This window comes from Streptococcus oralis (genome assembly GCF_004127215.1).
In the GTDB taxonomy this organism is placed as follows: Bacteria; Bacillota; Bacilli; order Lactobacillales; family Streptococcaceae; genus Streptococcus; species Streptococcus oralis_BD.
Map to the genome: position 1 here is coordinate 1 of NZ_QEWJ01000016.1, position 26232 is coordinate 26232.

28 protein-coding genes and 3 pseudogenes are annotated in these 26232 nt (G+C 39.6%); 22 read left to right on the forward strand and 9 right to left on the reverse strand.

What is annotated here, in order from left to right; genetic code table 11:
* The coding region (locus DF216_RS09670; RefSeq protein ID WP_164979025.1) for an IS3 family transposase at positions 1 to 96 on the forward strand (96 nt) is incomplete at its 5' end.
* Positions 97 to 167: 71 nt separating this feature from the next.
* Here DF216_RS09670 and DF216_RS11005 read toward each other — a convergent pair.
* Positions 168 to 341: a FanG protein gene (locus DF216_RS11005; protein ID WP_129326718.1), complete on the reverse strand. Its 174-nt coding sequence runs from the start codon at positions 339 to 341 to the stop codon at positions 168 to 170.
* Between the two features lie 28 nt (positions 342 to 369).
* On the opposite strand from DF216_RS11005, the gene DF216_RS09680 reads away from it, so the two are divergent.
* From DF216_RS09680 to DF216_RS09770, 18 genes and pseudogenes are all read left to right on the forward strand, one after another.
* Positions 370 to 984 carry a CadD family cadmium resistance transporter gene (locus DF216_RS09680; RefSeq protein ID WP_006152989.1) on the forward strand — a complete coding sequence of 205 codons (615 nt, stop codon included), beginning with the start codon at positions 370 to 372 and terminating at the stop codon, positions 982 to 984.
* An 11-nt stretch (positions 985 to 995) separates the two neighbouring features.
* Entirely contained in the window at positions 996 to 1334 is a 339-nt protein-coding gene (gene cadX, locus DF216_RS09685; RefSeq protein ID WP_000711085.1) for a Cd(II)/Zn(II)-sensing metalloregulatory transcriptional regulator CadX, read from the forward strand.
* A gap of 370 nt (positions 1335 to 1704) precedes the next feature.
* Complete coding sequence (locus DF216_RS09690) at positions 1705 to 2559, forward strand: VOC family protein (RefSeq protein ID WP_129326719.1); 855 nt, start codon at positions 1705 to 1707, stop codon at positions 2557 to 2559.
* 582 nt (positions 2560 to 3141) lie between these two features.
* Positions 3142 to 3435, forward strand: coding sequence for a hypothetical protein (locus tag DF216_RS11010; protein ID WP_240659329.1), 294 nt, complete (start codon positions 3142 to 3144; stop codon positions 3433 to 3435).
* Between the two features lies 1 nt (position 3436).
* Positions 3437 to 4113 (forward strand): annotated as a pseudogene (locus DF216_RS09700) (hypothetical protein).
* A 12-nt stretch (positions 4114 to 4125) separates the two neighbouring features.
* Positions 4126 to 4791 carry a lantibiotic ABC transporter permease gene (locus tag DF216_RS09705; RefSeq protein WP_129326721.1) on the forward strand — a complete coding sequence of 222 codons (666 nt, stop codon included), beginning with the start codon at positions 4126 to 4128 and terminating at the stop codon, positions 4789 to 4791.
* A 49-nt stretch (positions 4792 to 4840) separates the two neighbouring features.
* A complete protein-coding gene (locus DF216_RS09710) occupies positions 4841 to 5506 on the forward strand; it encodes a lantibiotic ABC transporter permease (RefSeq protein ID WP_129326722.1) in 666 nt (221 codons plus the stop codon).
* Positions 5503 to 5952 (forward strand): hypothetical protein, encoded by a 450-nt coding sequence (locus DF216_RS09715; protein WP_061454225.1) that lies wholly within the window; start codon positions 5503 to 5505, stop codon positions 5950 to 5952. The genes DF216_RS09710 and DF216_RS09715 overlap by 4 nt, the downstream gene beginning before the upstream one ends.
* The gene (locus DF216_RS09720) at positions 5942 to 6406 is read left to right on the forward strand and encodes a DUF5085 family protein (RefSeq protein ID WP_129326723.1); all 465 of its coding nucleotides are present in this window, start codon (positions 5942 to 5944) and stop codon (positions 6404 to 6406) included. Before DF216_RS09715 ends, DF216_RS09720 begins: the two co-directional genes overlap by 11 nt.
* A gap of 355 nt (positions 6407 to 6761) precedes the next feature.
* Positions 6762 to 7418 carry a hypothetical protein gene (locus tag DF216_RS09725; protein WP_240659330.1) on the forward strand — a complete coding sequence of 219 codons (657 nt, stop codon included), beginning with the start codon at positions 6762 to 6764 and terminating at the stop codon, positions 7416 to 7418.
* 78 nt (positions 7419 to 7496) lie between these two features.
* Positions 7497 to 8294 carry a hypothetical protein gene (locus DF216_RS09730; protein WP_129326724.1) on the forward strand — a complete coding sequence of 266 codons (798 nt, stop codon included), beginning with the start codon at positions 7497 to 7499 and terminating at the stop codon, positions 8292 to 8294.
* Between the two features lie 348 nt (positions 8295 to 8642).
* Positions 8643 to 9440 (forward strand): hypothetical protein, encoded by a 798-nt coding sequence (locus DF216_RS09735; protein ID WP_129326725.1) that lies wholly within the window; start codon positions 8643 to 8645, stop codon positions 9438 to 9440.
* A 33-nt stretch (positions 9441 to 9473) separates the two neighbouring features.
* Positions 9474 to 9995: a hypothetical protein gene (locus DF216_RS09740; protein ID WP_129326726.1), complete on the forward strand. Its 522-nt coding sequence runs from the start codon at positions 9474 to 9476 to the stop codon at positions 9993 to 9995.
* Positions 9996 to 10009: 14 nt separating this feature from the next.
* Complete coding sequence (locus tag DF216_RS09745) at positions 10010 to 10552, forward strand: DUF3592 domain-containing protein (RefSeq protein WP_129326727.1); 543 nt, start codon at positions 10010 to 10012, stop codon at positions 10550 to 10552.
* Positions 10553 to 10565: 13 nt separating this feature from the next.
* A complete protein-coding gene (locus DF216_RS09750) occupies positions 10566 to 11228 on the forward strand; it encodes a hypothetical protein (protein WP_129326736.1) in 663 nt (220 codons plus the stop codon).
* A gap of 76 nt (positions 11229 to 11304) precedes the next feature.
* On the forward strand, positions 11305 to 11847 hold the full coding sequence (locus tag DF216_RS09755; protein WP_129326728.1) for a DUF3592 domain-containing protein: 543 nt from the start codon (positions 11305 to 11307) through the stop codon (positions 11845 to 11847).
* 173 nt (positions 11848 to 12020) lie between these two features.
* On the forward strand, positions 12021 to 12278 hold the full coding sequence (locus DF216_RS09765) for a metal-sensitive transcriptional regulator (RefSeq protein ID WP_061454264.1): 258 nt from the start codon (positions 12021 to 12023) through the stop codon (positions 12276 to 12278).
* A 42-nt stretch (positions 12279 to 12320) separates the two neighbouring features.
* Positions 12321 to 12811: pseudogene (locus DF216_RS09770) on the forward strand (prolyl-tRNA synthetase associated domain-containing protein).
* A gap of 128 nt (positions 12812 to 12939) precedes the next feature.
* Here the strand turns inward: DF216_RS09770 and DF216_RS09775 are convergent.
* From DF216_RS09775 to DF216_RS09810, 8 genes are all read right to left on the reverse strand, one after another.
* The gene (locus DF216_RS09775) at positions 12940 to 13977 is read right to left on the reverse strand and encodes an aldose epimerase family protein (protein ID WP_129326730.1); all 1038 of its coding nucleotides are present in this window, start codon (positions 13975 to 13977) and stop codon (positions 12940 to 12942) included.
* A 146-nt stretch (positions 13978 to 14123) separates the two neighbouring features.
* A complete protein-coding gene (gene lacD / locus DF216_RS09780) occupies positions 14124 to 15119 on the reverse strand; it encodes a tagatose-bisphosphate aldolase (RefSeq protein WP_129326731.1) in 996 nt (331 codons plus the stop codon).
* Between the two features lie 10 nt (positions 15120 to 15129).
* Positions 15130 to 16296: an SIS domain-containing protein gene (locus DF216_RS09785; RefSeq protein WP_129326732.1), complete on the reverse strand. Its 1167-nt coding sequence runs from the start codon at positions 16294 to 16296 to the stop codon at positions 15130 to 15132.
* Between the two features lie 227 nt (positions 16297 to 16523).
* Positions 16524 to 16928 carry a PTS sugar transporter subunit IIA gene (locus DF216_RS09790; RefSeq protein ID WP_002875700.1) on the reverse strand — a complete coding sequence of 135 codons (405 nt, stop codon included), beginning with the start codon at positions 16926 to 16928 and terminating at the stop codon, positions 16524 to 16526.
* A 3-nt stretch (positions 16929 to 16931) separates the two neighbouring features.
* Positions 16932 to 17753, reverse strand: a complete 822-nt coding sequence (locus DF216_RS09795) for a PTS system mannose/fructose/sorbose family transporter subunit IID (protein WP_129326733.1) — start codon at positions 17751 to 17753, stop codon at positions 16932 to 16934.
* Entirely contained in the window at positions 17740 to 18645 is a 906-nt protein-coding gene (locus tag DF216_RS09800; protein ID WP_084851753.1) for a PTS mannose/fructose/sorbose/N-acetylgalactosamine transporter subunit IIC, read from the reverse strand. The genes DF216_RS09795 and DF216_RS09800 overlap by 14 nt, the downstream gene beginning before the upstream one ends.
* 26 nt (positions 18646 to 18671) lie before the next feature.
* On the reverse strand, positions 18672 to 19148 hold the full coding sequence (locus DF216_RS09805; RefSeq protein WP_038806526.1) for a PTS sugar transporter subunit IIB: 477 nt from the start codon (positions 19146 to 19148) through the stop codon (positions 18672 to 18674).
* Complete coding sequence (locus tag DF216_RS09810) at positions 19145 to 20932, reverse strand: glycoside hydrolase family 35 protein (protein ID WP_129326734.1); 1788 nt, start codon at positions 20930 to 20932, stop codon at positions 19145 to 19147. Before DF216_RS09810 ends, DF216_RS09805 begins: the two co-directional genes overlap by 4 nt.
* 276 nt (positions 20933 to 21208) lie before the next feature.
* Here DF216_RS09810 and DF216_RS09815 point away from each other — a divergent pair, with 276 nt between their 5' ends.
* From DF216_RS09815 to DF216_RS09825, 3 genes and pseudogenes are all read left to right on the forward strand, one after another.
* Positions 21209 to 21967: a GntR family transcriptional regulator gene (locus DF216_RS09815; RefSeq protein ID WP_162279163.1), complete on the forward strand. Its 759-nt coding sequence runs from the start codon at positions 21209 to 21211 to the stop codon at positions 21965 to 21967.
* Between the two features lie 302 nt (positions 21968 to 22269).
* A complete protein-coding gene (gene strH / locus DF216_RS09820; protein WP_129326735.1) occupies positions 22270 to 26025 on the forward strand; it encodes an LPXTG-anchored beta-N-acetylhexosaminidase StrH in 3756 nt (1251 codons plus the stop codon).
* Positions 26026 to 26116: 91 nt separating this feature from the next.
* A pseudogene (locus tag DF216_RS09825) lies at positions 26117 to 26232 on the forward strand (transposase); the annotation flags it as partial.

Sequence of the window (26232 nt, forward strand, 5' to 3'; positions counted from 1 at the left end):
ATTGTGGACTACATTGATTACTACAACAATAAACGAATTAAGATAAAACTAAAAGGACTCAGTCCTGTGCAATACAGAACTAAATCCTTCGGATAAATTAATTGTCTAACTTTTTGGGGTCAGTACATTTCAAGCGTTTTTTCTTTTTTCAATTTCAATACATTTCACTATATTTCAGTCCAAACTCTACCTTTTTTAGATAAATATATCATCTGGATATTGAAGTTAAGCCCTGCTATCATTTCGATGGCAGGGCTTTTTAATGTTTGGTACACTACCTTCTTAACTATATTTTGATGGAGCTGAAGTTGACATCTACAAAGTTTAATGTTAAAATACATTCAAAAATATATTTGAATGAGGTGTTTTATGGTTCAAAATGTTGTTACTTCAATAATACTGTATTCTGGGACAGCCGTAGACTTACTTATTATCCTAATGTTATTTTTTGCCAAAAGAAAAAGCAGAAAAGACATCATTAACATCTATTTAGGGCAATTTCTAGGCTCTGTTAGTCTAATATTGCTAAGTTTACTTTTTGCATTTGTCTTAAATTATATTCCTAGTAAAGAGATTTTAGGTTTGCTCGGTTTGATTCCAATTTTCCTAGGACTCAAAGTTTTGCTTTTAGGAGATTCTGATGGAGAAGCTATTGCAAAAGATGGTTTGCGCAAAGATGATAAAAACCTGATTTTTCTAGTCGCTATGATTACTTTTGCAAGTTGTGGTGCTGACAATATTGGTGTTTTTGTCCCATATTTTATTACCTTAAATTTAGCGAATTTGATAGTGGCTTTACTTACCTTTCTAGTCATGATTTATCTCTTGGTTTTTTCTGCCCAAAAATTGGCACAAGTCCCTTCTGTTGGAGAAACTTTGGAAAAATATAGTAGATGGTTTATTGCCGTTGTTTATTTAGGATTGGGGATGTATATCCTGATTGAAAACAACAGCTTTGACATGCTAAGGACTGTGTTCGGCTAGGAGAAAATATTATGAAAAAAGATAGTATCTGCCAAGTTAATATTATAAATCAACAAAATGTTACAACCGCAACGAACTACCTTGAAAAGGAAAAAGTCCAAAAATCACTTCGTATTTTATCAAAGTTTACCGATAATAAACAGATAAATATCATTTTTTATCTCCTTGCTGTTGAAGAACTCTGTGTCTGTGATATAGCCTGTTTACTAAATCTCAGTATGGCATCTGCCTCCCACCATCTTCGTAAACTAGCCAATCAAAACATCTTGGATACTAGAAGAGAGGGGAAAATTATATATTATTTTATAAAAGATGAGGAAATCAGAGATTTTTTTAATCAACTAGGATAACAACTATTTTTACTACTCTACCATTCACTCTACCTTTTATTATGTAGCATTCTAGAAACATTGATGTACCAACGTTTCTAACAGCTAAAATAGAAATTATTTAATCTTTTTATAGAAGTTAAGTAAGCATTCAATACGAATCAATACATAAGAAACGCTGATTTCAAGCGTTAGTTAGATAGAAGAAAAGTCCTTTTTGAGAGCATTTTCTTCTATTTTTTTCTTTGTGATCAAAAATATAAAATTCTTTAAAATCTTCGGGTTATAAAGAGATCGTTTCCAGCTCTTTTGAGTTGTCTTCGTTGACATTTTATCTCAATAGTGTATAATCGATGTAATATGTAAAGTTACAACAAAAAGGAGACACCCTATGACTTATGCTTACCAAAGCCACATTTACCTAGCAGAGGCGGTTTTAAATGTCAAGGATTTGACGAGTCAAACGGCTTTTTATCACCAGATTATTGGCTTGGAGATTTTATCTCAAACAGAGACAGAAGCGATTTTGGGACTTGGTAAAAAGGCCTTGGTCCACTTGGTTCAAGCAGAAAAGTCTGGCGAAGTAAGGGAGCATTATGGGCTCTACCATCTGGCGATTTTGTTACCGACACGAAAAGCCTTGGCAGATGTCTTGAAACACCTAAGTGACTTGCGCATTCCTCTGGTCGGAGGTGCGGATCATGGATACAGTGAAGCCCTTTATCTGGAGGATTTGGAAGGAAATGGCATTGAACTCTACCGTGATAAGCCAGTTTCTTCATGGGATATTCGCGAAGATGGCCGTATTATCGGTGTGACCGAAGCCCTTGCGGCACAGGATATCTATGAGTTAGGGGAAAAGGTAGACCCCTTTATCCTAGCTGAGGGGACGAGAATGGGGCATATCCATCTATCGGTTAAGGATAGCCATGCGGCGAGTCAGTTTTATCAAAAAGTGTTAGGGCTAGAGGATAAATTTAGTATTCCAAGTGCTAGTTGGATAGCGGCTGGTCAGTACCATCACCACCTGGCTGTCAACGAATGGGCTGGAAAAGGTCTAGCTCCGCGCAAATCAGGCCTGCCTGGCTTGGCCTACTACGTCCTTGAGGTCGAAAGCAAGGAAGAACTCTTAGCCATCGTTAAGCAAGCACAAGAGGTAGAAGCTCCGATCAAGTGGTTACATTCGAGTGAAGTGGATCTTATAGACCCAGACGGCATTGTGACCCGCATTCGCTTGGAACGATGAGACGAGGAAAACACATCATAGACATAAAAAAAGCGAACAGGCTCGCATTCTGTTTTTAGAATGCGGACTTGTTCGCTTTTGTATGAAATGACGAAGCTTTTCTTGACTCTAGCCAAGGTATCTATCAGGGATATTTCCCCTTTTCTGGGGGTTCATGCTATAATACTAATAAACTTTTCTTTCTCTAGGAAGGCAAAGACCGAAAAATCGGCTAGACTGCTTGCAATCGTCGTCACGATGCTTTTAAGAGAAAGTAGAACTCTGTTTGAGTATCCGTATTGAGTTTAGGGGACGGGAAATAAGATGGACACAAGTGAAAAAAATTTAATCAGTATGAGCCCCCTGGAGGACTATTTTATTTATTATGATCTGAGGAATCAAGTATTCTACAGTGTAAAACAAGGCATGAATTATTCAGCCATTGTAGCTCCTATTGCAATCTATTCCTTGCAACGGTTGTCGAAATTGCTCAACCGAACCTTTGGAAATGTCTCATCCCCTTTCAATTTGATCTTTTTTATCTTGATGTCTCTGTTTTTGATTTTTGGGACCATTCTCCTTGCCAAATCTACCCGACGTAACATGAAGACAGATAGATTTAGAAAAGTTCGGCTGACAAAAGCCAATATCAAAACACTTAGGAGAAAATCTAGGGCGTTGACAGTAGTTGGCTACATTTTTGTTTTAATAACGATTTTTTCAGCCTATCGTTATCTGACTGTTTCTGATTTTCAATTTTTAATTATGTACATGTTAGGGATTGGTATTCTTACATATATGGTTTATGATTTTCAGATGAAAACGCGCAAACGACTGTTCAAAGAGCTGATGGAGACATTACAGGACGATAGCCGAGGGAAAGAGGGAGAAATGTAAGATGAGAAAAATCATTTATATAGGTCAAGGAAGCAAGCAATCCGTCTACTATAATACAAGGACGAGAGAGGCTTTAACGACAGAATCTAGCACCGTTTCAGACACGGATGGTGCTATCAGTTCAAAGAAATCCAAGTAGCCTTGGATTCTCTTCTTTGCTTTCTTGCTAGTTGCTATCATCAGTATTTGGATTCGTTCCTTGATAGCGCCTTTTAAATTGAGTGAGTGGATGATTCCGATCCATCTTGTACTGACCCCAAAAAGTTAGACAATTAATTTATCGGAAGTATTTATGGATTTGAAAAACTGTTCTACAGTGGGGCTAAGTCGCTTGTCCCAGCAAGTGAAGAGCAGTTTAAAGAAGCGGTTGAAAGTAATACTTTTTGGAGGAAGTCACCAGATAAGGAACCAACAGCCGATAAAATCATCTTGTATCTATTTGTTATCCTCGTTCTTCTATTCGCTTTGGTTATTGTTGTGCTTTTTGCCATACCTGGGACCTTCATTCCCTACTATGAACATGAATGGTTTGAGTCGTCCATGTTCATGGTACCAATCGGGGCAACGATCATCCCAATTAGTGTCGTACTGCTCTTATTCCAAAACAATCCAATCCGCTGGCTCTTAGCCGTACGAAAATGCAAGCAGGGAAAAGTATTGTTTAGGGAAGAGAAATAAGTGGAGGATAAGATGAAAGAAAAGTATTATGAATTTTTGAATATACTGATGACTCGTCATATACCAGTGAGAAATTTACATTTCTATCTTGCATTTTTAATCGAATTTTTATTTACTTCAGTAGTACTGATTGTTTCTATATTTACTAAGAATCAAATGCAGAATCTTAGTATATTTTTGATTCATGTTACTATTGTCCATATGGTAATAATACTGCTTGCATTTTTGTTGTTTCAAAAATTTTCCGCTTCAAAATTATTACAATCAGTTCCGACGACTTCGTATCTTTTTCTTCATTTTGAATTTCTTTTTTTGAGCTCTATATTCTTTGGGGAACAGTATTTATCGATATTCTTTCTTTTCATTGGATTGAGCTTTGCTTTTCAAGTGGTAAACTTTTTTTATCAAATATCAATTGTTTCAAAAGTAAAACAAATGCCAGATAATGAGCATAAGAAGAATTTGTTACACTTACCAGTCCTTATTGTAACAATAACGTCAGCAGCAATAGTAGTAATAACACGATTGTTTATGTTATCTGGAATCTATATTATCATCGGATTAGTAGGAATGAGTATTTCATGGAACTCGTTCTTTATTCTCGGCTATACTCAAGTATTCACAGGTTGGAGAAAGAAAAACACGAATAACTTTATTTATAGAGGAAAAATAAAATGAAATTAATGAGAATGTCTAGTAGTAGCACAGCTCGTACTAGGAGGATAAGATGAAAAAAAAGTATATTGAGTTTTTAAATATGGCAGTTGTGGATACTAGTCCTATAAAGAACTCTGATTTTTTAAAGTCAGTTGCGATGGAGGTAATTTTTGCCTTACTGATATTTATAGTGTCTATTTTTATAGAAGGTGAGATACATGATGTGAGTATGATTATCCTTTACATCACTATCTATCATATATTGGTTTCGTTGTTCATGTTTTTGCTATTTCAAAAGTTTTCCAAATCAAAATTATTGCAAATATTTCCGGCTACGTCTGTATTAATTTTTCATATTGAGTTTCTTTTCTGGAGTTCTATATTTTTGGGAGATGACTACTGGTCTATCTTCATGGTATTGATTAGCCTAAGCCTTATTTTTCAGCTACTAACCTTTGTTTACCAGTTATTAATTGTCCCTAAAGCTAAGACTTTACCATCTGGAGAGTTCAGGAAGACAATATTACATATCCCTTCTGTTATTGTTATTTGTTCAGCAGCAATTGTAGTAGTTATAGCACGTTTATTTATGTTGCCGGCGGTATATGTTGTTACTAGTCTTGTGGGCTTAAGTATTGGATGCCTTCCCTTCTATTGGTTTGAATATGCACGAGTATTCACTGGCTGGAAAAAGAAAAGCACCAATAACTTTATTTATAGAGGAGAAATAAAATGAAATTAATAAGAATAGATATCAGTAATATTGCTTATACAGAGAAAAAAGTAGCCATGGATTCTTTTCTAGATTTGATTGAAGGTTGTGAAAAGTTATTATTTGAAACAGGGGTCTATAAAAATGGTCCGACAACGATTGAAACATGTTTGAGCACTTTTGGAAAGCCGGGAGAAGCCTTGTTTAAGGTCTATATTCCGACAAACATTCCAATTGAAGGAAATGATGAATTCCAATATCTAGAACATTTTACAATTAAGCAGTGTGTCTCTGATGTAACTCCATTTGATGAACATTTCCTTCCAAAAATTGAAGAAATGAAGCAATATATTCAAGATGAGGGGTTGGAAATGCAAGGAGATACCGTTTTTCTGTCTATTTTGCCAATATTTGGACAGCACTTTGTTGAAATTAATATCCCAATTAAGGAGATTTCAGATGCTATTTAAAAACGTGGGAGAATACCAAGATATACAGTATAGAAATGTTATCTCAAGGTATTATACAGTATCTCCAGAAGAGATGCCAGACACCTATAATGCTTTTTTAGACGAAGTAAGAGAAGCAGGATATACGCTTCGAGGACCTTTCTTTTATACGATTAATTCCAAGTTAGAAGAAAATCAAGATGTGTTGATGGAACTGTTTATCCCAGTAGAAGAAGAGTATATTGAAAATGCTTTGCCGAAAGAGTTTTTATATCACAGTCTGTTTCAAGTTTTAAATACTGTTTCAACTAGAATTTTAGAGCCAGATGACGAGTCAGTGAAAGAGGGAATAAGCTTCTTGGCGGGTTATATCTATTATCAGGGACATTGTGAGTTGACCCCTCCCTTCTTTTTTACCACAATCTCTGATGGGAAAGTCTATACAGATATTAAGGTAGGAGTATTGAAGGAGTAAGTCGTATTCCATCCGATAATCTACTTCCGATAAAAGTTAGATTTGTTAGTATATTTTAGGACTTTTCTATCTACTTTATTTAGTGAAACAAAGTTAATTCTAGGAGAGTATAGATACAGATATTATCAAATAATATTACCATACTTTAAAGAAATCAAAAACGAGGAGCTACTTTGACATTAAAGAAAGTCCTCGTTTTGGAGATAGCTTTGCAAGAACTAATGGCGCTTCTAATCAAAGGTATATTACTCGATTAAATATTAAAATACAATCTGGTAGCTTAGCTAGGAATCGACTCCAAGATGAATCTGACGGATACTTTACTCTTTCTATCTATCGAATACGGGATAGACGATTGGAAGAATCGAAAGTAGACCTCTATCATTTGGTAGGAGATTACAATGAAAATTATTTTCCAGTACCAACGGGTGATATTGTAGAAATAAATGGGAAAGATTATCTCCCTATAGCTGTTCATAATCCAGATTGGTATATTACTAAGAGAAAGCATTTATGGTTAAATTTAGAAACCAAGCAAATTGATTGGGAAGATACAAAAATACAACAGTTTCCTAAAACTCCTTCGGTAGATCTAGGTTCCTCAAAAGAGAAATTGATAGAGATGACTATCTCACAAACTTACTATGATAGTCTTCGCCAAAATCAACTTTCCTTTCATCAGGATGTATTGAAGGGAAGTGTTTTGGAGAAAGCTGCGCCTAAAGTTTATCAATTATTAAGCAAGCAAGATTCACAGTTTTATCTCCTAATTGATTCTAAGATATATAACCATGAGGTTTATGGAGATGTTCCACAGTTTCTTGATTTGTATCAGCTTTTTGTCCCAGCCAATACGAATCTTGACGAAGGGCTTACGATTCCAGCCGAACTCAGTAAAGATGATCAAGAGCATTCAGTCAATACCAAAGAAGAATTTGATTTGTATTACGATGTTGCTAAAGACCGCGAACTGAACAAACAACGCCGAATACTGGTTGAAAAAGAAGAATAAGAGGACGATTCGCTCTATTTATTCAAACTTAAATAAAGGAGGATTTTTACCAAATGAAATACCTATGGGAGAAAATAAATGGATGAGATACAAAAAGATATTAATGATGCACTAGAAACAACACGTAAATGGAATCCATTATTAATGATTTTCGCAATGCCTTTGTATTTGTTTTTGATTATTTGGGCCTCATACTTTCCAATGGGAGTGCTCCGATTGGCTAGTGAAGATGGACATGAACTAGTTATACAATTGACATCAATAGAAAATAGCCTTATTCCTCCAGCTAGTTTCTTTGGTTTTCTATTCTTGTTTAGTTGGCTCTGTTTTATTAGTTTTTATATTATTTCCAAAAGAAATCGCATTAAAGCTTATTTATTGACTCAGATTCTTCAGTTGATTCTATTTGTGATTTTTTATTATAGTTGGTTTATAGCCATCTTGTATTTAATCCCTCTAGTTGCAATTCGTATCGTTTACTGGATAGGTTTTGTCTTATCACTGATTTACTTTATCTATATTTTTGTAACAAAGCAGCGCGCTAGAAAAGATTTTTTTGCTTCTCTAAATATTAAAAAATTTTTGAATGTTATTTTATTCTTATGGTTGTTGATGTATGGAATCAACCTCTTTACCCACGGGCTTAATCATTTCCTTGCGCACCTCTTGCTTGCTTTATTGCCAATTTCACCTATTTTATTTGGCCTTTTTATGGTTTCATTTCTTAAATCCTATTTAGTAACGCTAGAGAACTTGAATGCAGTCAATAAAAACCAAGAGAAATACCGCGAGGAATATGACTATACCATTGAAGAATGGTATGGGAAAAAGTCAAAAATGTACAAGGAACATGTGAAGAAGTCTAAAAAGAAATAAAGGTTTGTAGATGCTATTTCTAGTCTCTTGACAGAGGATTGGATCTGGTCATTCTGATTCTAGATGAAGCACCTGAAAATAATTCAGGTGCTTTTCTATACTTTTTACTAATTGATTAACTATTCTGGTATAATGGGTTAAGGATTGCTTACTTACTAGCAAATACTCAAGGAATTAAAAATTTAGCTTATGGTGCTGTAGACGTGGTAGAATCAGGAGTGGAATCTATCGGGAAAGGAATCCACCAGGGCTTGGAGACTGTCAAGAGTGTCGGCAAGAATGTTTCTGATTTTTTCAATGGTGGTCTGAAGGCAGTCTCATCCTTGTTTGGATAATGGGAGAAAATAAATGGATAAGATACAAAAAGATATTAATGATGCACTAGAAACAGCACGAAGATTAAATTTAGTAAAGGCAATTTTTGGACTATCTTTATATTCTCTTATAGTGATGCTTGGGACATCTTTACCGATAAACCTATTTCGAATGGCTAGTGAAGCTGGACATGAACTGGTTACACAGCTGACATCAGTAGAAAATAGCCTGATTCCCCCAGATAGTTTCTTTGGTTTTCTATTCTTGCTTTGTTGCGGTCATTTTACTTGTTTTTATATTATTTCTAGAAGAAATCGCATTAAAGCCTATTTAATGACTCAGATTTTTCAATTATTTTTGCTCGTAATTTCATATTATAGTTGGTTTATAGCTGCCTTGTATTTAATCCCCCTAGTAGCAATTCGTATTGTCTACTGGATTGGTTTTGTCTTATCATTGATTTACCTTATTTATATCCTTGTCACAAAGCAGCGTGCTAGAAAAGATTATTTTGATTCTCTAAATATTAAAAAATTTTTGAATGTTATTTTGTTCTTATGGTTGTTGATGTATGGAATCAATCTCTTCACCAACGGACTCAATCATTTCCTAGCATATCTATTGCTTGCTTTGTTACCTATTGCACCTATTCTCTTAGGACTATTTTTGGTATCATTTTTTAAATCCAATGTAGTAACGCTAGAGAACTTGAATATAGTCAATAAAAATCAAGAGAAATACCGTGAAGAGTATGGCTATACCATTGAAGAATGGTACGGGAAAAAGTCAAAAATGTACAAGGAACATGTGAAGAAGTCTAAGAAGAGATAAAGGTTTGTATAAGTTTTATTAAAAGGAGGAAGAATGAAGAAGTTATTTGTCATCGTCTTGTTATTGATTCTTGGAGCTTGCTCTAATGGAAAGGAAGCAGGGGGAACAGAGAAAAGTACACGCGAGACAGTTGTAAATAAAGAGAAGGAATTGAAATTTGTGGTAGCGCCGCAATACGAAGGTAAAACATCTGATTTAATTGAACTTGGAAAAAAATTGACCAAGGAACATCCCGAACTAGGTAGTAAGGGAAATATGGCTATCTACTTTACAGGAGCAGTTTCAGATGGTAGAGCGGCACTAATGCTCGTCAATAAAACTGACGTAGATATCAAAAAAGATTTGGAGTTTTCACTAAGCTGGTCCTATGATGGCAAGACTATTTTTGATAATCAAAAGATTAGCTATACTATCAAGGATAGTGGTGAGTTACCTTCTTACACAACTACGTTAATTTTGTTACCACTAAACTCAGAACAATTGGAGCTTGTTGACTCAATGTCAGATCCATCTAAGATGACACTTTCAATGTCCGATGTGAAGAGCGTAGAATAAGATAGGAGTAGAATGTGACAACAGAAACCATATTATTTTTAGTTGCTACTATCGTTATTCTTTTATCCTTGATTTTTTTATCGGGTACGTATTTCTATCTTTATTTTCGGGATAAAAAAATGGTACGTCTTGCCAAATCGTCTGTTAAGGGAGCGGTTGTGGGCTATAGTAATTTTCAAGCTGGAAATCCTCCGGTTGTTGAATATACGGTTAACGGAACTACTTATAGCAAGCCATTACGGTATTTTATAATCAAAACGATTTCGCTTCCATGGGGGCCAATAAGTACGTCTGATAACTTTACCAGAGAGGACATGCTGGCGAATTCACTCACCTTTTATCGTAATTCCTTTATATCGTTTAATAACTTAATGCGTATGCATTTTCCAGTGTATTCGAAGATGACGGTATGGTATGATCCTGAGAAACCAAACAGAGCTTATGTGGAACGATACTGTGGAATCAACAAACTTTATAAATTGTTGGGTATCGGTAGTGCTATATTGTTAATCATGGTCTACGCCGTTGTAGTGCTTGCTTATTTGTTAGAGAGATAAGGTAATCCACATGATGTCACAAGAAAGATACTTGCAGATAAAAAAAGAGCATCAAGTTCGAAAGTTTGTGGGGCTTTGGCTATTCATTGTTCTCGCCATACTCGATATTCTACTGGTATCGAGTCATTCCAGTTATGTTCCGCTTATAACGGTGGCTATGGCAACGCTTGTTCCTTTTAATTATTTTCTACTGGGTTCTCTTGGGATACAGAAAAAAGCCATAGAAAAAGAGCACCCAGAATGGAAAACACTCAGTACAAAGGGCGTGAAGGTTCCCTCGGCTGAAGCCAATAAAAGAACTTTGGCTGGCATTGGGACCTTGATTACCTTACTATTGTCCTTTGGGTTATCCTATAAACCTGTAAAACAGCCGAGCGACCAAGTAGATAAGCTACCTAGGGTTGATTCTAAAGCGGCTGAGAAGTCCAAGTCTTCGGAGTCTGAGCCGTCTAGTTCCTCTAAGGCAAAAGAATCCAGTTCCTCAGAGTCGAAAACCTCGTCTTCGACTGAACAAAGTTCTAAAACAGAAAGTTCAGAAACAAAGCCGTCAAAAAGCGAATCCAATAATCCTTATTACCAGATTCCAGGGCTTACCGACGAACAGGTGAGAGATATCATATCAAAATCTGTGAAAGATTTGAAAGAACAGCAGTCTAAAGAAAAATCCGAAGAGTAGACTCGAGGGCTTCAGTGTCGTTTTTGGACGAGTTAGTATTGGAAATTTACTTTATAGAATAACTGGAGGAGTTCATATGACTAAAGAAATGATTGGTTTGATAGTTGGGACAGTTGTCATTCTCCTATCTTTTGTGTTTGTATGCGGGACCTTTCTCTACCTCTATCTTCGAGATCAGAAGTTGGTCCGCCTTGCCCAGTCATCTGTACAGGGAACGATTGTCGGCTATAGCCGTTTTCGAGAGGGGTATCCACCTATCGTTGAATATACAGTAGATGGGCTTACTTATAAGAAAACCTTGCAGTATTTTATGATCAAAACGGTCACGACTCCGTGGGGTCCTACTAAAGTTTCAAATGATTATACAAGAGAAGAAATGCTGGCGCCATCGATCACTCGCTACAGCAACTCCTTTGTTTCCTTTGATAGCTTGATGCAGACCCATTTCCCCCTTCATTCGGAGCTAACGGTCTGGTATGATCCAGACAAGCCGACCAGGGCCTATGTCGAACGTTATAGCGGGATGGACAAATTTTACAAGTGGTTCGGTATCGGATTTGGAATGGCCCTAGTCCTAGTCTATGGGATAGTGATCCTAGCCTTTTTGTCCAAGATATAAGGCATAACTAATCGGAAACGTGATGTTCCAACCGTGCTCCAAGGAGAACAGCCTTTGTTCTCCTTTTTTATATTCAGCAATCTTTTCTATCCGATAAAGACAGATAGGATGAGAATTTTGACAAAGAACCTTATTCGAGATATAATGAAGAAAAAGTGACCAAGGATAAATCAATGACAAACTCAAAGTATATAACACGCCTGAAACGTTCAGAGGGGCAGTTGCGTGGGATTCAAAAGATGATTGATGAAGATCGTGACTGCGCAGATATCATTACCCAGTTGACCGCAGTGCGCTCCAGTGTTGAGCGCGTGATTGAGATGATGATTACCGAAAATCTTACCGATTGCATCAACCAGCCACTAGATGACCCCGAGGCTCAAAAGGAACGCTTGGAAAAGGCTGTTCAATACCTTATCAAACGAAAATAACCCTCTTTTTGGGGCTATCAAGTTGATAAAGGAGGCTAGAAGATGGAAGCATACGAAAAAGTTGTAGAAATGCTAAATGGGCTAGATATTCCCTTTGATATCGTGGAGCAAGAGCCAGCCTTAACCACGGAGCAGGCAGATAGTTTTATCGAGGAAATCGAAGGTATCCGTACCAAGACCATGTTTCTCACAAACAAAAAAGAAAAACAGCCTATTATCTGGTAATCATGGATGATCAAAAGCGTCTGGATATGAGCCTCTTGAAAGAACTAATAGGAGCTAGCAGGATTCGGATGGCTTCGTCTGAGAGCTTGTTTGAAAAAATGAGCTTGCCCGCAGGTGTTGTTTCACCTTTTGGCTTGCTCAACAATACCGACAAGGACATTCAAGTTTATTTCGACAAAGAAATCATGTCGGAATAACGGATGAATTTCCACCCCAATACCAACGAGAAAAACCTCTTTTGGGCTACGATAGATTTGCTTCGTTTTCTAGAAGTGATTGGCTACGAGTTCCATATTATTGAGTTATAGGAAGCCGTAATCATCCACCTACCAACTTGTACTATTTATGCACACCATACACTACATCTTGAACAAAAAAACAAACACCAAAAATGATGTTTGTCTACTTTCTGAGAGCTGGATTCCAGCTCTTCTTTTTATTTAACAACAAGCTCGTAACGAGTCTTACTAGTAAAGGTTTGCCCTGCTTTGAGAATAACTTGGTCTTTGAGGTCACTGTGAATGGCATCTGGTAATGCTTGTGCTTCAAGGGCAATTCCATTGTGTTGCACCATTGGCTGACCAGCTATGATGACACTCTCATCTACAAAGTTTGCTGTGTAGACCACAAAGCAAGGGGCCTCTGTCTTGAAAAGCAGGAAGCGACCTGAGTTTTGGTCATAAAGGAAACCAGCATTGTCATGACCTGCAGGAAGGGCAAATGGGTGATCCAAACCAGATACCAACTGGATTTGCTCATCGTCCTCTGCAAAGATATCCTTGAGCAAAGCACCATTGTAGATGTGTTTCACCACACCGCGATCAGCATCTGGAGTTTTGGCTGGCACACCGTCCGGAGCGATTGGGTAAATGCCCTCCGTATTTAGCTGAAAGACATGGCGGTCAATTGTCTGCGTGAAATCACCAGATAAGTTGAAGTAACTGTGATTAGTTGGATTGACCAGCGTATCCTGATCTGTCGTTACCTTATAGCTGACTTCGTAGGCACCAGTTTCTTCCAAGTGGTAGCTAATCCAAATCTTAAGATTACCAGGAAATCCTCCTGTCCCGTCTGTACGCTCTGTGTAGAGAGTCAAGCCATGGTCGCTAACTTCAACTAGTTCAAACAAGCTCGAATCCCAACCTGTTGAACCACTGTGGTTACAGTTGCTAGCATTATTGACTTCAAGGTCATAGGTCTTGCCATTGAGCTCAAATGTCGCACCTGCAATACGACCCGCTACAGGACCTACACTTGCTCCATGCTTGGGACTATTGCCTACATAACTTTCAAAATCATCAAATCCCAAGATAACATTGGCAAAATTTCCAGCCTTGTCAGGTGTGACATAACGCAAAATGGTCGCACCATAAGTCATAACTTCAAGCTGGTAACCGCCGTCAGTCTCAAAGCGATAGGCCAAGACATCCTTGCCCTTATGATTTCCAAATACACGCTCTGTGTATGCTTTCATTCTGTTCTCCTTTAATCCATTTCTCTTAAGTAAACAAACCATAGAAAGTGTATTTACCATCTATGGTTGTAGTTTCTATTTTCAGAATCCTTTGTCAGAAAACCTTAAGAATCTTCTTAACAAAAGGGGATTCTTCTATTCTTGCTTTATGCTTCTACACGTTCAGTCCATGAAGTTGCTGTTGTTTGAAGAACCTTGTTGAGTTCGTCAATGTTCTCAAATCCAGTTGTACGTAACCATTCACGAGCTGCTGCCTCACCGTCTTTGATGTAGGCTTCGACTGATCCAGCCCATGTCGCACGTCCACAAAGAACTCCGTTGAAGTTTGCGCCTGATTCGTGGGCAAAGACAAGTGTTTCTTGGAAGAGTTTCGCTGATACACCCGCACTCAAGTAAATATATGGCAAGTTCGTTGCTTCATCTTGTGCTTTGAAGAAAGCTGCTGCCTCTTCGCGGCTATGAACGATTTCACCATCACCAAAGCCTTCTACGTATTTGACGTTGACTGGAACTTCCACTTTCAAAACATCGATGTTGAAGCGTGGGTCTGAGAAGACCTTCATAGCACCGATAACCTTGTGTGGTTTTACTTTGGCATATTCTGCAGAACCTGCGTCCGCAATCTTTTCATCGTAAGCCAAGATTTCAAGGAAGAAGGGGATGTCTTCCGCCACACACTCAGAACCAATACGTTCGATGTAGGCTTGTTTTTGTTGATTGAGCTCGTCAGCGCTGTCTACATCGTAGTAAAGCAAGAACTTAACAGCATCTGCACCTTGTTCCTTGATACGTTTTGCAGACCAAACATCCAAGCAGTCAGGCAAGCGTTTAGTGCTAGTTGTATCGTAGCCAGTTTTTTCATAGGCAAGGAGAAGACCAGCATTTGGATCAAGCGCTTTTGTAGCTGGAAGTCCATACTCAGGGTCAAGGAGCATAGATGATGCGTATTTTGTCAGTTCATCTGCAACCAAGACTTTAAGTTCTTCCATTTGAGCAACTGTTGGCTCTTCTGTTTGGTATTGAGCCATGAGGCGTTTCAAAGCGCCACGTTGGTCAAAAGCAAGAGCTGAGATGATGCCGTTCTCGTCAGATAGTTTTTGCAAGCAGGCTACTTTATTAGGACTTAATTGTAATTTACTCATAGATACTTCCTTATTTTTGATAGTCATGAATGATAACACCTTGCACCACACGGTTTACTGTACCTGTAGGAGACGGTGTATCAGGTTTATTTTCTACCTTGAGCGAAGTCAAAAGAGCAAAGAGTTGGGCATAAACGATGTAAGGGAAGACACGGTAAATGTCATTCAAGACTCCACCACAGCCAAGAGCTACTTCTTTGACATTTTCAAGACCAAAGGCTTGATCACTCAAAAGCACGACACGACGGGCAATCTGATCACCAGCAACTTCACGAACCAAGTCCAAATCATACTTGCGAGTGTAGTCTGTCGTTGTACCAAATACCAAAACAACTGTATCTTCGTTAATCAATGATTTTGGACCGTGACGGAAGCCAACTGGGCTTTCATACATGGTCGCCACTTGACCAGCTGTTAATTCCAAAATCTTGAGCTGAGCTTCATGAGCAAGGCCAAAGAAAGGACCTGCGCCTAGATAGATGACACGGTTAAAATCTAAATCAACAAGCTCTTTGACATCTTCAGCATTGTCTAGGACCTTACGAGCAAGGCTAACCACAACTTCAAAACGTTCAGCTTTAACGGCAAATTCTGTAGGATCAAAGACCAAGAGTGCTGTCAACATCATAGATGTAAAGCTAGAAGTCATGGCAAATCCAGCGTCATTAGAAGCAGCTGGTTGCAAGAGCAAGAGATTACGGTCATCACCATGCGCTTGAAGAGCCAATTCCCCTTCTGCAGCACATGTAATGGTCACTTGATAGAGGTCATCAACCAAGGCTTTAGCCAAATCAACCGTTGCCACACTTTCAGGTGAATTTCCGCTACGAGCAAAGGATACAAGAACAGTTGCCACATCTTTTTTCAGATAGGTTTCTGGATTGGCTACAATATCTGTTGTCGCAATGGCATTAAAGTTCCATTTGCGCTCGTCATAGACTTCCTTAAAGTATGGTACCAAGGTATCTCCCACATAAGCAGAAGTACCGGCACCTGTCAAGATGACCTTGATATAGTCATGTTTATCAGCGATCCCTTGCAGAAAGGCTGCAATTTCTTCCCGTTTCGCTTGATAGGCTTCAAAAGCCTCTTTCCACACATCAGGCTGTTGGTAGATTTCACGAGTCGTGATTTCTGCACCCAGTTCAAGTAATTCTTCTTTTGTGTAATTTAGCATAGAGTTCCTCTAATCTATTATTGTTTCATTATATTGAAAATATGGGAATGGGATTGACTCCCACTCCCATGTATATTCTATACAAGCTGTTCTAACGATTTAGCCGTTGTCACATCTTATTGAATTGAGTTCCAACTAAAATCTTGGGGAAAAAGACCGATTATCGTCGGAGCATCGCTCCATCCTCCTATCGCCTATTTTCCCTGTGATTTTCACGTTGTCACATCTTATTCATCTTCGTCATCATCGAAGCCAGCTAACAGATCATTGACTTTTACGATGCTCTCTGCAGCACGGCTCTTATAGTCCGCATCTGCACCTGTAAGGCTCGCATTGATAAATTCAATTACCATTGGCAGATTCATCCCTGCGTAGAGTTCAATGTCGCGACCTTCCATAATCAAGCGGCTCACCACGTTACATGGTGTACCACCGAGAAGATCCGCAAAGACTAGGAAATCATCCAAACCTTCGATAGCAGCTTCAAATTTAGCAGTAAATTCTTCGGGACCATCTTCTGGAAGAAGAGCCACTGCATGAATGTTGTCTTGTGGACCCATGATCATTTCCGTGCTACCTTTAAGTTCTTCACAGAAACGACCATGACTCACCAAAATTAACGATTTCACCATAAATTATGCGCCCATTCCAAGCAAGAATTTACCGATGAATGAAAGACTTACTGCAAGAACGATAATGATACCGATCGCTTTAGTAGAATTCATACCTTTCTTACCAAGCAACCAGAAGATAAAGGCAGTAAAGATTGCTGGAAGCAAGCGTGGGAAGATTGAGTTCAAGATGTCTTGGAAGTCAATCATCTTTTCACCGATTGGTAATTTGTAAGAAATGTCAAAGTTGATCATTGTTGCTACAAGAGCACCCATCATGAAGACACCAAGTACAGATGCAGCGTCAATCAAAGCTGTCAAAGTACTTTGCATGTTGTTGATAAGGTTAACCCCTTCTTTGTAGGCAAATTCCAATTGTTTCCAACGGAAGATGTCATAAGCAACTGCAACTGCGATCCAAAGGAAGATACCCCATGGTTGGCCAGCGATAGCCATAGTTGCTGCGATAGATCCCATGATAGCAGGTACAAGTGAACCAAAGATTGTGTCTCCAAGAGGAGCAAATGGTCCCATCAAACCTGTCTTGATACCGTTAACGGCATCTTTTGAACCTACGCCATCTTTTTCTTCCATGGCAAGGTCAAAACCAGCGATAATTGTGTGGAAGAATGGAGAAGTATTGAAGAATTGAGTATGAACTTTCATCATTTCTTTCAATTCAGGAGTTCCATCCCCATACATTTTACGCAATTGAGGCAAAATCATGTAAAGGTAACCAGAAGCTTGCATACGTTCGTAGTTCCAACCCAATTGGAAAGTAAACAAGCTACGTTTGTTGATTTGATTAAAATCTTCTTTTGTAAGTTTGTAATTAGAATTCGTCATCTTCGATTTCCCCACTTTCTGATGGTGTAGAAGGTGCTGCTACAGCTACTTTTTGGCTGTTCTTAAAGTGAACAACTGCAAGGAAGATACCTACGATAGAAACACCGATCATAGACAAACCTTTGAAGTTGTTAGCAAAGCCAATCTTTTCAGCAACATCAGCAGGAAGAGTACCAAGGATACCCGCAACAGCTCCACCAAGACCTGTTACATATGAGTAAAGAACAGTCAACATAGCTGTCAAACCGAATCCCATTGCAAGGTAGTGAAGGTTACGTTTAACTGGAAGGTAACGAAGCAAGATTGCAAATCCTAGACCTGGAAGCATACGTCCTGCAAGTGTCAAACCGTCTGCAACCCATTGGTATTCTTTAACTAGGTCTACTACTGATTGTACGAAAGCACCACCAAAAGCAAGAGCGAAGAATACTGGAAGGGCACGAGAAAGAGCCCAAGGCACTGCACCAAGTAGGTAGTTGCGCTCGATACCTTTGTAGTCAAAGCGTTCGATTGCAGCATCAATACGGTGTGCAAAGAAAGTAGTAGTCATACGTCCAAGAACGTCAAAGTATGTCAAAAGTGCTGCTACTGGTACAGCGATTGTTGTGATCGCAAGGTCTGTATCAATACCTTGAGAGATAGAGAATGCTGTTGCAAGAACCGCACCAGAAGTTGCGTCAATACGAGAAGCACCACCGAAGGTACCAACCCCAAGAACGAACAACTGCAAGCTACCACCGATAAACAAACCAGTTGTCACATCTCCCATGATCAAACCGGTAATGAAACCAGCGAATACAGGGGAACCTGCAGATGAAACGATTGTCAACTCATCACAGATTTGATAAGCTGAGTACAAAGTGAGAAGTAAAATTTGCCACCATTGTATCATAACAATGACCTCCTAAAAATTTTTTCCTATTTTAATAAGCTCAAAAAGTCTGAAACTGGATCATTTGGAACCATTTGAGCTGTGAGTTTCACACCTTTTTCTGCTAGTTTGTGGAAATCTTCCACATCCTTATCTACCACATTGATAGAACGTGTGATAGCACGAGTTTCTGGTGTTTGAGACATATTGCCGACGTTGAGTGTTTCAAGCGGAACACCTGCTTCAACTAAACCAAGGAAACGGTCTGGTTTACGTGCAACGATAAAGAGACGTTGACTATCGTATTTACCAGCAAGGATATTCGCTGCCGCTTTTTCAACCGGCAAGATACTAAGTTTTACACCTGGTGGTGTAGCAAGTTTCAAGCCACTCTTTTCAATATCGTTGTTAACGACTTCATCGTCTACAACCATAATGCGCGAAACGTTTAGTTTCCCTGCCCAAAGATTGGCTACTTGACCGTGGATCAAACGTCCATCGATACGGCATCCTACAATTGTCATAAGTTTTCCCCCTTTATATGTTTTAGTGTAGGTTTACGAGTTAAATGAATCTCTTCTTTATATTCGCCCTCAGTTTCAAAGATGATGATGCGGTTATCGCCTTCCTTGAGATAGCTATGAGGAATATAAAGTGAGAGGGTCGGGCCGACATTCCAGAAACGTCCTAGGTGACGCCCGTTGACAAAGGCAACTCCCTTACCAAACTCAGACAAGTCTAAGTAGGTATCCTTAGGCTCTTCAACGGTGAAGTCGAAAGCGTAAAAGGCTGGTTGTCCTTCTGTCCATCCTTTTGAAAAATCAATTTTCTCAGGATTATCCAATGGAAGTGGATATTGTTTCCAATTTAACATGAAGTGTAGATCCTTACAGACACCTGTACGAATCCCTTTACGTTGCGTATCTGCCAAGAACTTATGTCCGTAGTTGACACGCCCCATATTTTCGATCAAGATGTCAATCTCTGAAAAGCCTTCTCGGTTGCCTTGACAGTAGATATCTTCACCAATTTCTGTTTGGTATTGAGTGGCAATCCATTGACCATCTACATAGAGTTGAGCTCGGTCACGTCCATCGATGATACGGAGACGTTCCTCTTCTGCATCCCAACTTGCTTCGGTACGATAAAGAAGATAGCCATAACTTTGACCAAGTTCTTCCATCGCTTTTGGATAGAGGCTTTCAGTTGGACTTGCCAGACTATCCAAGGTTTCAAACAAGGAAACTTTTTCGACTAGTGGAATGGATTCCATTTCCATGCTTTCCTTGTAAAGTGGTTCCAACTGTGGATACTCTGGAAAGTGTGTTGCCATCATCTTCTTGACTGCTAGGTATTTAGCAGTTGGATTTCCTTCTTCATCGAGAAGGGCATCATAGTCGTAAGATGTAACTTGTGGCAAATCCAGAGTTCCTCGAGCCGAGCAACCATTCATGAAACCAAAGTTTGTTCCGCCATGGAACATGTAAAGGTTGATGGAGCCTTGCTCTAACACCTCTCGAACAGCTTCTGCCAACTCTTTTGGATCACGCGTGATGATGGGTTCTTTCCAACGGTTGAACCAGCCATCCCAGAATTCCATACACATGAGGGGCCATTTTTTGCCATACTCATCAAAGAATTCTTGCATCTGTGAAAAGTTGTAAGGAGCCTTAGAACCGAAGTTTCCTGTCACAAAGAGATCTTCTTCAATCAAGGTTCCGGCTTTCAGAGTAGCCCTCCAAGGACCGTCTGAAGTAAAGAGTGGGCAATCAATCCCTCGATCTTCCATCAATTTTCGAATCGCTCTCAGATAAGACTTATCTTCTCCATAAGAACCATATTCATTTTCGACTTGCATCATGAGAATGTTTCCGCCATTGTCCAACAAGCGAGGCACGAGCCTTGGCAATAATTGGTCATAATAGCGAGCAACTGCCTCGATGTAGGCCGGGTCGGACGAGCGGATTCGCATGGGCTTGGTCAAGAGCCAAGCTGGTAAGCCACCGAACTCCCACTCGGCACAGATAAATGGCGAAGGACGTACAATAGCATAAAGGCCCAATTCCTGTGCTATTTGGAGAAATTTCTCCAAATCTAGAGCACCTTCAAAATTAAATTTTCCCTCAACAGGCTCGTGTAAATTCCAAGCCACATAAGTCTCGACTGTATTAAAGCCAAGCGCCTTTAAGTTGTAGAGAGAATGATACCAATCCTCTGCTGGAATCCTAAAATAATGAATGGCGCCGGACAAAATCTTGAACGGTTCTCCATCTAGGTAGAAATCGTTCTCAATTTTAAATCTTGGCATGTTCCCACCTCTGACTAATTAAGTTTGCGCTTTCATTTGTTATAATATTAAATATAATCAAATCTTTTGCATTTGTCAATAGGTTTTAGAAAATTTTTTAAATTTTTTCTATTTTTTTACTTCTCTTTTACTAGCTTTCTGCAAATACCACATGAAAATGAACCCTCTAGTAAATTTTAGCAAGTCGTTAAAATGAGCTACTTCTCATACATAGAATAACATTTTTAGTCTGTTATTCTATTTTTTTATCTAAATACTACTATTTTCTTTATATTTATGGTAAAATCAAGGATAGAGAAAGAGAATCGAGGTGAAATTATGGCTATTCCAAAATACCAATATATTAAAGATGAATTGAAAAACAAAATCATCTCTGGTCAATTTGCGAGTGGAGACAAGTTCTATACTGAAGCAGAGTTGATCGCCATGTATGATGTAAGTTCTATTACCGTCGTACGCGCTTTGAACGACCTTGCCAAAGATGGCTATATTGTCCGCCAACAAGGGAAAGGAACATTCGTATCACGCGCTCGTAAGCACAAACTCGTTGAATTTTCAGATGTCGAAATCTTTGAAACAAAAGATGATAAGGTAACCGTCCTTTCTATCGAACGTGGAAACACACTTGAATATTTGGAGAAACTTGGATTACGTGGTGATCAGTTCTACTATAAAATTGAACGAATTCGTCAAAGTAATGACGTAACTTATATCTACCACACTTCTTATATTCCTGAACAATATATCAATGCCAACTATCCAAATCTTGACTACTATAGTTCTATCTATACACGCTTCAAGCTGGACTACCACATCCACATGAGTGATGAGCATTTTGAGGAAATCAATGAGATTGCATTCCCAACCCCCGAGCACGCTGCTTCTGTATTAGGAATCGATACACAATTCCCAACAGTCTTCCAAACCAAGACAACCAAGCTAGAAGCTACTGGTCAAGTTCTGGCCTATAGCGAAACTTATAAGCGAGCGGATTACTACAAGATTAAATTTATCTCAAGTAATAGAGGTCGATAAGAAAAACCTGAGTTTAGACTCGGGTTTTTCTACGTCTATTATAGCATGCACTATTTAGTATGAACATACGATAAAAGGTAAATCTATAATTAGTAGCGTTTTTACTAAAAACAAGTAAAATAGTCAGAAAAATTTTCTGCTAGAGCAGATTTGCTAGGAGAAACAGCTTCCTAATCTTATGATTTTTTCCATTTATTATAGTTCTTTCATAAAGCCGCTTGACTTTTTATAGTTTAGATAATAAAATAAAAACAGTTTTATGTAAACGTTATCATATAACATAATAACAAGGAGGTTTTATCATGAAACTAGAAAAGAAACAGCGCTTCTCCATTCGTAAATACGCGGTTGGGGCAGCTTCTGTACTTATAGGATTTGCTTTTAGCGCACAAGTCGTATCTGCCGACGGGATTACTCCAGCTCCAACAGCTGAAGAAACTGTTCAAACTATTCAGGAGAGTCCACAAGCAACCGAAGAAACTGTAGACTCCAAAGTTCCAGAAAAACTGGAAGAAAAGGCTGACAAACCTGTAAAAGAGGAGGTCAAAGAAGACAAGGAGGCTCCTCGAACAGTTGCTCCAAAAACAGAAGAGTCAAGCGCACCAGTTGTGACAGAAAATGCTGCTCCAACTCCTACTGCCGAGAAAGAAAGCCCTGCCCCAGCTGAAACTCCTGCCGAAAGTACTCCTTCAGAAAAGAAAAATGAAGCTGTCACACCTGCAGTAGCCACTCCTAGCACGGAACGAGCAGCTCAGGTAAATGAAAAACTGGCAAAACGAAAAATGATCTCAATCGACGCTGGACGCAAGTACTTCTCTCCAGACCAACTAAAAGAAATCATCGACAAAGCCAAACACTACGGTTATACTGATCTTCATCTACTAGTTGGAAATGATGGCATGCGTTTTATGTTGGACGACATGACGATCAAAGCCAATGGCAAAACCTATGCAAGTGATGATGTCAAACGTGCTCTCGAAAACGGAACGGATGCCTACTACAAGGATCCAAACGGCAACCATTTGACAGAGAGTCAGATGACGGACTTGATTAACTACGCTAAAAACAAAGGTATTGGCCTTATCCCAACCGTAAACAGCCCTGGCCACATGGATGCGATTTTGCATGCCATGAAAGAACTAGGCATCCAAAAACCGAATTTCAACTACTTTGGGAAAGAATCTGCTCGTACCGTTGACCTTGATAACAAAGAAGCTGTTGAGTTCACAAAAGCTTTAATCGACAAGTATGCTGCTTACTTTGCTGGCAAATCTGATATCTTTAACATCGGACTAGATGAATACGCCAACGATGCTACAGATGCCAAAGGTTGGAGCGTTCTTCAGGCCTACAAGTGGTATCCAGAAGATGGCTTCCCAGATAAGGGTTACGACAAATTTATCGCCTACGCCAATGACCTTGCTCGCATCGTCAAATCTCACGGCCTCAAACCAATGGCCTTTAACGACGGTATCTACTACAATAGCGACACTAGCTTTGGAACTTTTGACAAAGACATCATCGTTTCTATGTGGACTGGTGGATGGGGCGGATACGACGTCGCTTCTTCTAAACTTCTAGTTGAAAAAGGCCACCAAATCCTTAATACCAACGATGCTTGGTACTATGTTCTAGGACGGAATGCAGATGGTCAAGGCTGGTACAACCTCGACCAAGGACTCAATGGTATCAAGAACACTCCAATCACTTCGGTACCAAAATCTGATGGGGCAGATATCCCATTTATAGGCGGTATGGTAGCTGCTTGGGCAGATACCCCATCTGCACGCTATTCACCATCACGCCTCTTCAAACTCATGCGTAGCTTCGCAAATGCTAACGCTGAATACTTCGCTGCCGACTATGAGTCTGCTGAGCAAGCCCTTAAAGAAGTGCCAACAGACCTTAAACGCTATACTGCAGAAAGCGTCGCAGCTGTCAAAGAAGCTGAAAAAGCCATTCGCTCACTAGACAGCAATCTCAGCCGTGCCCAACAAGACACCATTGACCAAGCAATCGCGAAACTCCAAGAAGCTGTTAGCAACCTAACCTTCACACCAGAAGCTCAAAAAGAAGAAGACGCGAAACGCGAAGTTGAAAAACTTGCCAAGAACAAGGTGATCTCAATCGATGCCGGCCGTAAGTACTTCACGCTTGACCAACTCAAACGCATCGTAGATAAGGCGAGTGAGCTCGGCTACTCTGATGTGCATCTCCTCCTAGGAAATGACGGACTTCGCTTCCTACTTGATGACATGACTATCACGGCTAACGGCAAAACTTATGCAAGTGACGATGTCAAAAAGGCCATTATCGAAGGAACAAAAGCTTACTACGATGATCCAAATGGAACCACTCTTAGTCAAGCTGAAATCACTGAATTAATCGAGTACGCAAAATCAAAAGGTCTTGGACTCATCCCAGCGATTAACAGCCCAGGGCACATGGATGCCATGCTCGTCGCTATGGAAAAACTTGGAATCAAGAATCCTCAAGCCAACTTTGACAAGGTCTCCAAAACAACCATGGACCTCGAAAACGAAGAAGCGATGAACTTTGTCAAAGCTCTCATCGGCAAGTACATGGACTTCTTTGCAGGCAAGACTAAGATCTTCAACTACGGTACAGACGAATACGCCAATGACGCTACCAACGCTCAAGGCTGGTACTACCTCAAATGGTACGGACTCTATGGCAAGTTTGCCGAATACTCTAACACTCTTGCTGCCATGGCTAAAGAAAGAGGCCTTCAACCAATGGCCTTCAACGATGGTTTCTACTACGAGGACAAGGACGATGTTGAGTTTGACAAGGATGTCATCATCTCTTACTGGTCTAAAGGCTGGTGGGGCTACAACCTTGCATCACCTCAATACCTAGCAAGCAAGGGTTATAAGTTCTTGAATACCAACGGTGACTGGTACTACATTCTCGGCCAAAAACCAGAAGATGGTGGTGGTTTCCTCAAAAAAGCTATTGAAAATACTGAAAAAACTCCATTCAATCAACTTGCTTCTACCAAGTATCCAGAGGTAGACCTTCCAACCGTTGGAAGCATGCTTGCCATCTGGGCAGATAGACCAAGTGCTGAGTACAAGGAAGAAGAAATCTTTGAACTCATGACTGCCTTTGCAGATCACAACAAAGACTACTTCCGCGCTAACTACAATGCACTCCGCGAAGAGCTTGCTAAAATTCCAGCAAACCTAGAAGGATACAGCAAGGAAAGCTTAGGTGCCCTCAATGCAGCTAAAGAGGCTCTCAACTACAACCTCAACCGTAGTAAACAAGCCGAGTTAGACGCTCTCGTAGCCAAACTCAAAGCAGCCCGCCTAAGCCTCAAGCCAGCGGCAACACACTCAGGAAGCCTCGATGAAAATGAGTCATCTGCCACTATTGAAACTAAGCCAGAACTCATCACAAGAGCAGAAAAGATTCCTTTTGAAGTTATCAAGAAGGAAAATCCGAACCTCCCAGCTGGTCAGGAAAAGATCATCACACCAGGTGTAGAGGGCGAACGCACTCATTACATCTCTGTCCTTACTGAAAATGGGAAACAAACAGAGACCGTTCTAGATAGCCAAGTAACCAAAGAACCTGTGACCCAAGTGGTTGAAATCGGTGCCCCTATTACGCACAAAGGGGATGAAAACGGCCTTGCTCCAGTCACAGAAGCAAAACCAAGACTGGATATCCAAGAGGAAGAGATTCCGTTTACTACAGTGACACGTGAAAATCCACAATTACCACTCGGACAAACGCAAGTCGTCCTTGCTGGAGTAAATGGTCGTCGTACGATCTTCTACTCTGTCAGCACTACTGCTGACGGCAAGGAGGAAAGAACGCTTGTCAATAGTGCGATATCACAGGAAGCAGTCGCTCAGGTCGTTGAAGTCGGAACTGCCGTTGAGAAAACTGAGCAAACTGCACCAACTACTGCCAAAGCAGATGAGAAACAACTCCCTGCAACAGGAAGTCAAGACTCTGCAGGCTTGGTCGCAGCAGGACTCATGGCGACACTAGCAGCCTACGGACTCACTAAGAGAAAAGAAGATTAAACCACTTCGACAAGAATACAAAAAAGCGAGATTGAATGAACTGCACCCCAAAAGTTAGACAGAAAAAATCTAACTTTTGGGGTGTTTTATTATGAAATTGAGTTATGAGGATAAAGTTCAGATCTATGAACTTAGAAAACAAGGATATAGCTTAGAGCAACTTTCAAATAAGTTTGGGATAAACAATTCTAATCTTAGGTACATGAT

Coding starts and splice junctions, on each gene's coding strand:
- DF216_RS11005 (WP_129326718.1), bottom strand. CDS start 341: ATGTATTTTAACATTAAACTTTGTAGATGTCAACTTCAGCTCCATCAA.
- DF216_RS09680 (WP_006152989.1), top strand. CDS start 370: ATGGTTCAAAATGTTGTTACTTCAATAATACTGTATTCTGGGACAGCC.
- cadX (WP_000711085.1), top strand. CDS start 996: ATGAAAAAAGATAGTATCTGCCAAGTTAATATTATAAATCAACAAAAT.
- DF216_RS09690 (WP_129326719.1), top strand. CDS start 1,705: ATGACTTATGCTTACCAAAGCCACATTTACCTAGCAGAGGCGGTTTTA.
- DF216_RS11010 (WP_240659329.1), top strand. CDS start 3,142: ATGAAGACAGATAGATTTAGAAAAGTTCGGCTGACAAAAGCCAATATC.
- DF216_RS09705 (WP_129326721.1), top strand. CDS start 4,126: ATGAAAGAAAAGTATTATGAATTTTTGAATATACTGATGACTCGTCAT.
- DF216_RS09710 (WP_129326722.1), top strand. CDS start 4,841: ATGAAAAAAAAGTATATTGAGTTTTTAAATATGGCAGTTGTGGATACT.
- DF216_RS09715 (WP_061454225.1), top strand. CDS start 5,503: ATGAAATTAATAAGAATAGATATCAGTAATATTGCTTATACAGAGAAA.
- DF216_RS09720 (WP_129326723.1), top strand. CDS start 5,942: ATGCTATTTAAAAACGTGGGAGAATACCAAGATATACAGTATAGAAAT.
- DF216_RS09730 (WP_129326724.1), top strand. CDS start 7,497: ATGGATGAGATACAAAAAGATATTAATGATGCACTAGAAACAACACGT.
- DF216_RS09735 (WP_129326725.1), top strand. CDS start 8,643: ATGGATAAGATACAAAAAGATATTAATGATGCACTAGAAACAGCACGA.
- DF216_RS09740 (WP_129326726.1), top strand. CDS start 9,474: ATGAAGAAGTTATTTGTCATCGTCTTGTTATTGATTCTTGGAGCTTGC.
- DF216_RS09750 (WP_129326736.1), top strand. CDS start 10,566: ATGTCACAAGAAAGATACTTGCAGATAAAAAAAGAGCATCAAGTTCGA.
- DF216_RS09755 (WP_129326728.1), top strand. CDS start 11,305: ATGACTAAAGAAATGATTGGTTTGATAGTTGGGACAGTTGTCATTCTC.
- DF216_RS09765 (WP_061454264.1), top strand. CDS start 12,021: ATGACAAACTCAAAGTATATAACACGCCTGAAACGTTCAGAGGGGCAG.
- DF216_RS09775 (WP_129326730.1), bottom strand. CDS start 13,977: ATGAAAGCATACACAGAGCGTGTATTTGGAAATCATAAGGGCAAGGAT.
- lacD (WP_129326731.1), bottom strand. CDS start 15,119: ATGAGTAAATTACAATTAAGTCCTAATAAAGTAGCCTGCTTGCAAAAA.
- DF216_RS09785 (WP_129326732.1), bottom strand. CDS start 16,296: ATGCTAAATTACACAAAAGAAGAATTACTTGAACTGGGTGCAGAAATC.
- DF216_RS09790 (WP_002875700.1), bottom strand. CDS start 16,928: ATGGTGAAATCGTTAATTTTGGTGAGTCATGGTCGTTTCTGTGAAGAA.
- DF216_RS09795 (WP_129326733.1), bottom strand. CDS start 17,753: ATGACGAATTCTAATTACAAACTTACAAAAGAAGATTTTAATCAAATC.
- DF216_RS09800 (WP_084851753.1), bottom strand. CDS start 18,645: ATGATACAATGGTGGCAAATTTTACTTCTCACTTTGTACTCAGCTTAT.
- DF216_RS09805 (WP_038806526.1), bottom strand. CDS start 19,148: ATGACAATTGTAGGATGCCGTATCGATGGACGTTTGATCCACGGTCAA.
- DF216_RS09810 (WP_129326734.1), bottom strand. CDS start 20,932: ATGCCAAGATTTAAAATTGAGAACGATTTCTACCTAGATGGAGAACCG.
- DF216_RS09815 (WP_162279163.1), top strand. CDS start 21,209: ATGGTAAAATCAAGGATAGAGAAAGAGAATCGAGGTGAAATTATGGCT.
- strH (WP_129326735.1), top strand. CDS start 22,270: ATGAAACTAGAAAAGAAACAGCGCTTCTCCATTCGTAAATACGCGGTT.